Annotated in this window: 9 protein-coding genes; all 9 read right to left on the bottom strand. The window is 60.4% G+C overall.

Annotation, left to right across the window (positions count from 1 at the left end; all coding sequences use genetic code 11):
* A partial coding sequence (locus VMN77_06620; GenBank protein ID HTN43454.1) for an HAD-IC family P-type ATPase occupies positions 1 to 2,810 on the bottom strand: 2,810 nt, incomplete at its 3' end.
* A gap of 44 nt (positions 2,811 to 2,854) precedes the next feature.
* Positions 2,855 to 3,007, bottom strand: coding sequence for a hypothetical protein (locus VMN77_06615; protein ID HTN43453.1), 153 nt, complete (start codon positions 3,005 to 3,007; stop codon positions 2,855 to 2,857).
* A 115-nt stretch (positions 3,008 to 3,122) separates the two neighbouring features.
* On the bottom strand, positions 3,123 to 3,311 hold the full coding sequence (locus tag VMN77_06610) for a hypothetical protein (GenBank protein ID HTN43452.1): 189 nt from the start codon (positions 3,309 to 3,311) through the stop codon (positions 3,123 to 3,125).
* Between the two features lie 79 nt (positions 3,312 to 3,390).
* Positions 3,391 to 3,666, bottom strand: a complete 276-nt coding sequence (locus tag VMN77_06605) for a hypothetical protein (GenBank protein HTN43451.1) — start codon at positions 3,664 to 3,666, stop codon at positions 3,391 to 3,393.
* Positions 3,667 to 3,716: 50 nt separating this feature from the next.
* A complete protein-coding gene (locus VMN77_06600) occupies positions 3,717 to 5,795 on the bottom strand; it encodes a biotin/lipoyl-containing protein (GenBank protein ID HTN43450.1) in 2,079 nt (692 codons plus the stop codon).
* Between the two features lie 40 nt (positions 5,796 to 5,835).
* A complete protein-coding gene (locus VMN77_06595; GenBank protein HTN43449.1) occupies positions 5,836 to 7,290 on the bottom strand; it encodes a biotin carboxylase N-terminal domain-containing protein in 1,455 nt (484 codons plus the stop codon).
* A gap of 5 nt (positions 7,291 to 7,295) precedes the next feature.
* Entirely contained in the window at positions 7,296 to 7,664 is a 369-nt protein-coding gene (locus VMN77_06590; GenBank protein HTN43448.1) for a metallopeptidase family protein, read from the bottom strand.
* A gap of 47 nt (positions 7,665 to 7,711) precedes the next feature.
* Positions 7,712 to 8,641 carry a homoserine kinase gene (locus tag VMN77_06585; GenBank protein HTN43447.1) on the bottom strand — a complete coding sequence of 310 codons (930 nt, stop codon included), beginning with the start codon at positions 8,639 to 8,641 and terminating at the stop codon, positions 7,712 to 7,714.
* 25 nt (positions 8,642 to 8,666) lie between these two features.
* Positions 8,667 to 8,885, bottom strand: a 219-nt coding sequence (locus tag VMN77_06580; GenBank protein HTN43446.1) for a metallopeptidase TldD-related protein, incomplete at its 5' end; no start/stop codon positions are given.

Raw genomic sequence — 8,885 nt, 5'->3', positions numbered from 1 at the left:
GAGGGAGATGGCGGCATTTCCCCCGAACCTCTTTGTCGGAACAATCGATAATGCTCGGACCGGCTGCTCAGCGCGTGTAAAAGTTGCGCGCCGGACAACCCCATAAAGGCGAGGGTTCCGGACCGGGCCCCGGGACCATAGCGGGATAGTCCATAACCGTAGGCACCCATTGCGCCCAGGGATATCATTCCCCCTTCGAAGGCGATCCTTTTCAAATCGTCCGTACCGATGATCGGTTTCTGCGAGGGTCTCGGCGGGCGATTCAATACATCCGGCTCCGGAGGCTCGAGCGCCAAGGCAATGGCCGGGGAAATCGGGTTGACCCACAAAAACGGAGTGGACGGCCCGAAATTCAAGGCGAACCCGGCGAATCTCACGAGGGTTTCCCCGAGGGTCGCGGCCAGGAGATAACGGGCGGATTTACGAATGTTGTCGTAGAGGGTCCGACCCTGGCGAACGGCGATGATCATCGTCTCGAGCCGATCATCCTCCAGGATGACGTCCGCGACCTCGCGGGCCATGACGGTGCCGCTCTTCCCCATCGCTATCCCGATGTCGGCCGCCTTGAGCGCCGGGGTGTCGTTGACGCCGTCCCCGGTCATGGCCACGACCTTGCCCCGGCGCTGAAGGGCCAAAACGATCTGTCGTTTTTCGGCCGGGCTGAGTCGGGCGAACACCTGCACCCGCTCGGTGAGTCCGGATAAAACCTCCGGCTCGAGATTGCGAAGGTGGGTCGAATCCAGAATTTCAATCTGGTCCCCGCCGGCGAGGCCCAGTTCCCTGGCGATGGAATAGGCGGTGGCCGTTCGATCGCCGGTAATCATCACGGTCGCAATTCCGGCTTGATGAAAGACGCGGATCAGTTCCTTGGCGCCAGGCCGAATGGGGTCGGCGAGTCCGACCATGCCCAGCCAGGTGAGGTCCGACGGGTCTTGTTCGGGAAGATTTCTCGGAGCATCGATCTCCCGGTAGGCGAATCCCACCCTTCGCATGGCATTGGCCGAGAAACGATCCATCTCGATTTCGATCCGGCGCCGGTCCTCCTCTTCAAGGGGCAAGACCCTTCCTTCTTTGATCTGCCAACGGCACCGCGCCAGAACAGCCGCCGGTCTCCCCTTGACCGTTATCAGGCCGGCACCGTCGGCCCCGACTCCCACGGACAGGTGTATGCTCATCATGTATTTTCGATGGGCGGAGCCCCGTCGAACCGCGACCACGGGATGGATCTTCCGAAGCTCAAGAACATCCACCCCAGCACCGATGGCCAGATTCAGGAGGGCATTGTCTATCGGCGGCCCATTCAGGACCAACCCGTTCTCCCCGCGGCGTACGTCGGTATCGCTGCAGAGCGCGCCGACATGCAACAACCGGAGCAGCTCCTCGCACCGGTCCGGATCAACCGGGACTCCGTCGGCCGTGAGACCTCCGCCGGACACGTCGATCCGTCGCATTCCCGCATGGATTGAAATCACCGTGACCTGGTTCAACGTGACGGTGCCAGTTTTATCGAAACAGAGGACCTGAACGGAGCCGAGCGCCTCAACCGCTTCGATGCGACGGATCAATACGCGGTGGCGGCGCATGTTACGGACGCCCAGGACCAGGGTGGTGGTCGTGATCGTGGGCAATCCCTCGGGAATGGCCGCGCCCGCCAGCGAAAGAGAAGCCTTGAGGAGCTCCAGCAATCCGTAGCCTTGAAGAATCCCGACGAGAAAAGAGAGGCCGCAGACGCAACCGCTGATCACCGCGACCTGGCGGGCCAAATGATCCAGCGTTCGCTCCATCGGAGTGGCGCGCAGCTCTTCCAGTTGGACCAAGCCTTGAATCCGGCCCAGCTCCGTGGTTTTTCCCGTGGAGATGGCCACGGCCAGACCGCTGCCGCCGCTCACCAGCGTTCCCCGGTACACCATGTTCACCCGCTCGGCGACGGGGGTTTCCAGGTCGAGGAGAACCTCCGCTTGCTTGGAAACCGGCATGCTCTCGCCCGTCAGCGCCGCCTCGTTGAGACGAAGCCGGTCCGCTTCGATGATCCGCCCGTCAGCCGGGACCAGGGTCCCGCGCTTCAGAACGAGGGTATCTCCGGGGACCACTTCCTCCCGATCGATCGATTGGATTTCTCCGTCGCGGATGACCCAAGCCGGAGGGCGTCCGAAACTCCTCAGCGATTGAATCGTCGTCTCGGTCCGACGCTCGAAAATAAATCCGACCGCGGCGTTGAGCCCTAGGACTCCCAAAATCACGAAGGCCTCGGCCGCGCCCGCGGTCAAAAAAGAGAGCGCGGCTCCGCCGGCCAGCAGTGCGACGGGCAGCGATCGGAATTGGTCGACAAAAGTGCCCAGCGCCGAGGCCGGCTCCGCCCCGGGAAGGATATTCCTCCCATGCCGCCGGATCCGCCCGGCAATACCGGCGGAAGACAGGCCCCCGGAATTCGACTCAAGCGCCGTCAGCACTTCTCCGGCAGAAAGGTGATGCCATGCATCCGGCGGCGATTCAATGGGGCGCGAAGTCGGATTTGGCGGAGAGGCCGAGGGGCCGCCCATCGGGGCTTTTGCAAACCCTTCGGCTTGAAACCTCTCGATGAGATCGAAGATGCGGTTCGCAACATTCTGCGGATCCCCTGCCGGATTGTAATAAACGAGGACATTGCCCGTTACGGGGCTGGCCGAAGCGCGTTCGATCCCGGCCGACCCAACGAGCTCTTTTTCCAGCCAGCGCTTTAGCGGATGCGAGCGGCGAAGCGCCGGGACATGAAAGCGGGCCCTCCCGGTTACCGACGCGTGGATGGTTTCAACCTGGGCGGACGTTACCAAGACCCCTCCGAAGAAAGATCCATTGGAATCGCTGTTTGAAATGCTCAAGATGCCGTCTTGTGCTTCTCATAGATCGGTTCCAGCTCGGGACGCCACTTTTCGATCTGACGGACCCGGTGCCCGTCGCCGGGATGGGTCAATAGAAACTCGGGCGGTGCTCCGTCGCCCGCCTTCATCATCCGATTCGAGAACGCCACCGCCGCCGCGGATCGTAACCCGCCTCGGACATCGGGTATTGACGGTTCAAGTTTTCGCGAGTATTCATGCAGAAATTATGACACAGGAAGGTCGAAAATCTCAAAGGGCGCGGTGTCAGTAGAGGGGGCGCTGGGGACCTGGCTTCATCCCGGCCAGATCGGGATCTATGCCCTCCTCGGTGGGGAGCTCGGCTTCCTTCGCCTTCTTTCGGGCCTCACGGCGCATGATCTTTTCCTTGCGCTTCTCGACCTTCGCGCGCTCACGGATCCGCTTCGTCGCGGTGGCTTTTGGACGGCCCGCCATTTTGGTTCCCCAAGGTAGTTAGAATGATTTTCAGAACTCTTTACACTATCACACTGCCGGATAGAACGCAAACGTTCCTTTAAAGATAATTTTTAAATTCGCTTCCGAACATCGGAAAGTAGGCCGAGATGAGGGTGATATCAAAATTGGCAAGAATAGAATCTTTGCTCTCGCGTTCCAACAGGTATTCGAACGCCGCCTGGACGCAGCGGGCCGGAGAAACCTTTCCGCCCGTCAACTTCCGGTAGGTCGCAGGCGCCATTGTGACCTTGTAACGGCTCGTGCCGACCTCGTCCTGAACCGTTACGTCGAAGATCATCGGATCGCCTTCGTCCAGGGTCTTGACGTCGATCACAGCTTTCTCCTCCCCAGCCAATCACGGACAACCGTGACGCGCTTGGATTCCTATCGCGACTTCTTATTGTTTTTGGACCGAGCGCGGCTTTGTTTTCGCTCTTCCGGCCGGACCTCTTCCAGGACCATCAGTAGCTGTTTTTCAACGACGGCCTGGTTGAGTTTGGCGGAGATCTCCTTGACGACGCCGTGAATCGGCGACAGGACGGCGGTCTCGACCTTCATCGCCTCGATGTTCATGATCTCTTCCCCTTCGCGGACGATGTCCCCGACCATCAGGACACGGTCTTTGTCTCCGATCCGCCAGACGTTCCCCATGATGGGGGAGGCGATCTGCCCGGGGATCGTCGGATCGGCCATGCGCGCCCCGGCCTTCTGGGCCGTTTTTCGGGAGGGCATTTCGACGGGGTAGACATGCATCGTGTTGTTCACCGAAAGGACGATATGCTTGACCCCGTCGATCTCCTGACCGATCGAAACCAGTTTGATGGTGTTGGGCTTTCCGTGCGCCTCGAAGGAAACCTCGCTCCCGGACTCTTTCAGACCGTCGAACCAGACCTGGGTCGGGAGTACCGTGGTGTTTCCGAAACGGGTCCGGAACCGGATGAAATCGACCGCCGCGGCGGGATGCTGGAGATAGAGCATCAGCTCGTTTTCGGTGGGATGCCGCTCGATCTTTTTGTGAAGCTCCTCCCGGGCCCGTCCGATCTCCTCCTCCGGTTTTTGGGCCAGCGGAGAAGCTTCGAAACGCTCCTTCGCGACCTTCTCCCGCCAGGCTTCCCCGAACACGGACTGATAAACCCAGTCGGCCGGCCAGCCGAACGGCAGCGGTCCGTACCGTCCCAACAGGAGGTTCTTCAGATCGTCCGTGGCGCGCGCATACAGTCCCAGCAAGACCTCTTTCTCCTCCGGCCGGAGCGCATCGAACGACTGGCCCTGGGCGATGAAGCGCTCGCACAGATCCAGGAGGTCCTCGACCTGCTTGAGCCCGCCCTCCTTGTAGTGATACTGGACGATGCCGGCCCAGGTGGTCCAGGTGATCTGGGAGCCCGGCGTGACATCGAAATACTTGATGAACCGGTTTCCGGCGCTCATCCCCCTTAATATTTGCGGCATGAGAGGAAGGAACCCTCCCTTGGCGGCCTGCTCGAACGAGCTGGGAAAAGCGCCCCCGGGCATCTTGTGTTCGGTGACCTTGTAGGAGAAGCCGCGGAACGGGGACTCGAAATCCTGATAATGGCCGATAAACCCGGTGATCGCTTCGTCCGCCTTGTCCACCATCGGGAGGTCCAGCCGGGTCTCGATCCCCATTTCCTCTAGGAGCGCCCGGACGGCGCGGACCGGCGCATGGCCGTAGTAGCGCGTGAACGGATCGTCCGTCACGTCGAGGATTTTCGCCCCGGCCTTGGCCGCGGCCACGAGGGCCGGAACGGCCAGGCCGTCCGTCGCATGGCGGTGGTATTGAATGACCAGGTCGGGATACTTCTGAAGCAGCGCGTCGGTGAGCTGGGCGATCCGCTTGGGCGATCCGACGCCGGCCATGTCCTTGATGCAGAGGATGATCTCCCCGGTCCCGCCGGTGACGCGGAGGATCTCCCCCGCCACCTTCAGATAATAGGCGTCGGTGCAGTCTTCGGAAACGCTGAAAGAGATCGCGGGCTGGAACAGCTTCCCGCCCTCCATCACCGCCTCAGCGATCGGGATCATGTTGGGAACGTAGTTCAAAAAATCGAAGCAACGCCAGATGTCCACGTAGGGAAGGAAGGCCTTCACGGAAAGACGGATCACATTGCGGGGATACATCCGGTATCCCCAGAGATTGGTCGAACGGACCAGCGTCTGGGTCATCACGTCCGGCATCCGTTCTTTCCAGAGGGCCGCCTCCTCGAACGGGTCGATCATGTTCTGAAGCAGGTTTTGATGGAAGCGGGCCCCGCCGTGGTTCTCGACCGAGAAATATCCGGACCGGTTGTAGAACGGGGCCAGCCGGATCAGGTCGTACAGCGTATGGCGGTTCTTGAAGTCGCTCTGTCCGGTATCCCGGGGACCGGTATTGGTGAAATAGACCCCCCGGTCGCCCCGCAGCGCGGCCATATTTTCACGAGGGCTTTTTTTCGGATGGACCGTCATGCTCAGCTCTTGAATTGTAGGGGCTCGCCGGATCTCTTCGCTACCGGCTGTAAGGATTCTTCCCGAGCGCCGTGATCTCGGCGATGAACCGGCTGATCCTGAGGATTTCATCCTCGTCTTCCACATAATTGAGGAGCTCGGCAAGATGATCGTCGATGAAATCCGTATCGAAGCGTCCGGCGACGAAATCCGGATGGGCCATGATTTTCTTGAGCAAGGGGATCGTCGTCTTGATGCCCCAGACCGTGAACTCCGAAAGCGCCCGGCGCATCCGCTCGATGGCGGTGGGCCGATCCTTCCCCACCGAGCAGATTTTGGAAACCAGGGAGTCGTAGTACGGCGGAACCTCGCAGCCCTGGTAGATGCCGCTGTCGGCCCTCACGAACGGCCCGCTGACCTGGCGCAGATAGGTCACCGTTCCATACGAGGGCGCGAAATCGTTCTTGGGATCCTCGGCGTTGACCCGGCATTGAATGGCATGACTCGAGATCCGGATCTCCTCCTGGCGGAGACGGAGGGGCGTGCCGACGGCCATCCGGATCATCATCCGGATGATGTCCAGGCCGACGATCATTTCGGTAACGGTATGCTCCACTTGAATCCGGGGATTCACTTCGATGGCGTAGTAACGCAGATCGGGAGCCACCAGGAATTCCAGCGTGCCGGCGGTGACGTATCCGATCTCCTTGGCGGCCTTGACGACGACCTCGCCCATTTCGTTCCGGAGACGCTCGTCCAGCAAGGAGGACGGAGCCTCCTCCACCAATTTCTGGTGGCGGCGCTGGATGGAGCATTCGCGATCCCCCAGATGAATCACGCGGCCGTACGCGTCCGCGATGAACTGGAACTCGATGTGGCGGGCGCCGCGGATATATTTCTCGACGTACACCTCGCCGTTTCCGAACAGCTTCTCCGCGATCGAAACGGCCCTCTCGAGGGCGGACTTGGCCTGATCGGCCGAATCGACCCGATGCATGCCCCGGCCGCCCCCTCCCGCCACCGCCTTGATAATGACCGGCCAGCCCACGTGATTCCCGAACTTCACGATCTGATCGGCCGAGGTCACTTTCGGCAGGCCGGGAATGATCGGGACGCCGGCATCCGCCAGGGCCTTCTTGGTCGCGATCTTGTCTCCCATCCGTGCGATTACCTCGGAGCCCGGCCCGATGAAGATCAGCCCGGCATCCCGGCAAGCCCGGGCGAAATCGGGATTCTCCGACAGAAACCCGTACCCGGGAAAGACGGCCTCGCAGCCGGTCTTCCGGGCGGCATCCAGCACTTTTCCGATATCCATGTAGCTTAACTTGGCCGGGGAAGGACCGAGATGGACCGCCTCGTCCGCTATCTTCACGTGATAGGAAAGCGCGTCGGAATCGGAATAGCCCACCACCGCACGAATGCCCAGCTCCCAACAGGTCCGGATCGTCCGGCAGGCGATCTCCCCCCGGTTGGCGATGAAAAGTTTCTGGATCATTTTGGATTGGGATTCAGGCATCGGGATCAATCGTATCCGTATTGCTCAAGGGTCTCTTCGCCAAACCCGAAGTAATGAGCGATCTCGTGGACAAGGGTGGTCTCGATCTCCCGGATCAGATCGTCCCGATCCGGAAAATCCTCCTCCAGCGGTTTCCGGTAGAGGAAGATGACGTCGGGGGTGGTTCCGGAATCGTCCGGCGTCCGCGCGGGAAGCGGGATTCCCTGATAAAGCCCATAGAGGCTACCCGCCTCCTCTCCGTCTGCATCCTCGTCCGACTCGGGTCCGGGCCAATCCTGGATCACCACCGCCACATTTTTCATCGCGGACTGGAATTCGGACGGGATGCGATCGAGCGCCTCCTGAACCAGTCTTTCAAAGGATTTTCTATCCATGCGCTGAAATTCGGTGCCGCTTGTGCCACGGGCTTGCCCATGGGTATTTATTTCGCGCGCAGGACGCGCGCACCCTGTTTGTCGATCCTGGAAATGGTGATCGTGGAAGAGATCCCGTGCTGCTGGAAGATTTTTTGCATCGCCAGTCCGATCTTTTTGGCGTAACTGGATCGGTCCGTCACGGCGAAGACCGACGCCCCGGCCCCGCTGATGGAAGAACCCAAGGCGCCCGCCTTCAAAGCCGCGGCCTTCACGTCCTGAAATCCAGGAATGAGATGAGCCCGGGCCGGTTCGACGATGCCGTCTTGGATCGCCAGACCGAAGCGCCGGGCGTCTTTCTGAGCCACGGCCGCCACCATCGTCGCCGTAAAGGCCATGTTGGACACCACCAGATTTAAAGGAACCTTGTCCGGAAGGACGGCCCGTGAAATTTTGGTCAGCACGCTGTGATACGGCGTCACGACCACCACGATGAGGTCGGGGATGGTGCCGATCGAAAAGGCCTGGCGCTGGGCCGCATGGCTGACGATGACCCCGCCGAACAGCGAGGCCGCAACGTTATCGATGAAGTACCCTCCGCTGATGGTGTGCTCCGCCATACCGCAGGGCGGGATCAGCTCGTCGCGTTCCAATCTGTTTCCGAACAGGACGTTGACCGCCAAGGCTGCGGCCACGGCGCTGGCCGCGCTGCTGCCCAGACCCGTTCCGGGAATGTTCTTCTGAATGGTTAGTTCAACCCCCTGCTTGGCCTTGACCAGTTTGAGAACCTCCCGGGCCGCGATTCCGGCCGTATTCCTATCGGCTTCCAGAGGAATGGTTCGGTCCCCCCCTTTGATCTCGCGGATCACGACATCCCGGATCCGGTTTTTTTCGGCCGTAACGATGTCGCCCAGACCGGTGATGGCCATTCCCAAGACATCGAATCCCGGACCGATATTTCCGATGGATGCCGGAGCAAAGGCCTTTACGATTTTCATCTTTTCTGCCCGCCCTTCTTCGCCGTTAATGACCCGCCACCGTCATTCTTGATATTTTGATCGTGGGAGCCGCGATCGTGCCCCGAAGCTCCAGATCGTTTCCGATCATTTCGATATCCATAAAAATTTCCTTGAGATTCCCCGCGATCGTGATTTCCTCCACCGGATAGGTCAACTCGCCGTTTTCGATCCAAAGTCCCATCGCCCCCCGCGAATAATCTCCGGTGACGTGATTGACTCCGAA

The organism is Nitrospiria bacterium (genome assembly GCA_035498035.1).
Classification (GTDB): domain Bacteria; phylum Nitrospirota; class Nitrospiria; order JACQBZ01; family JACQBZ01; genus JACQBZ01.
This window is presented reverse-complemented; position numbering and strand designations above follow the sequence as displayed.

What these genes read in the sequence shown, in the direction of transcription:
- VMN77_06600 (HTN43450.1), bottom strand. Translation starts at nt 5,795, where the DNA reads ATGACGGTCCATCCGAAAAAAAGCCCTCGTGAAAATATGGCCGCGCTG.
- VMN77_06590 (HTN43448.1), bottom strand. Translation starts at nt 7,664, where the DNA reads ATGGATAGAAAATCCTTTGAAAGACTGGTTCAGGAGGCGCTCGATCGC.
- VMN77_06610 (HTN43452.1), bottom strand. Translation starts at nt 3,311, where the DNA reads ATGGCGGGCCGTCCAAAAGCCACCGCGACGAAGCGGATCCGTGAGCGC.
- VMN77_06595 (HTN43449.1), bottom strand. Translation starts at nt 7,290, where the DNA reads ATGCCTGAATCCCAATCCAAAATGATCCAGAAACTTTTCATCGCCAAC.
- VMN77_06585 (HTN43447.1), bottom strand. Translation starts at nt 8,641, where the DNA reads ATGAAAATCGTAAAGGCCTTTGCTCCGGCATCCATCGGAAATATCGGT.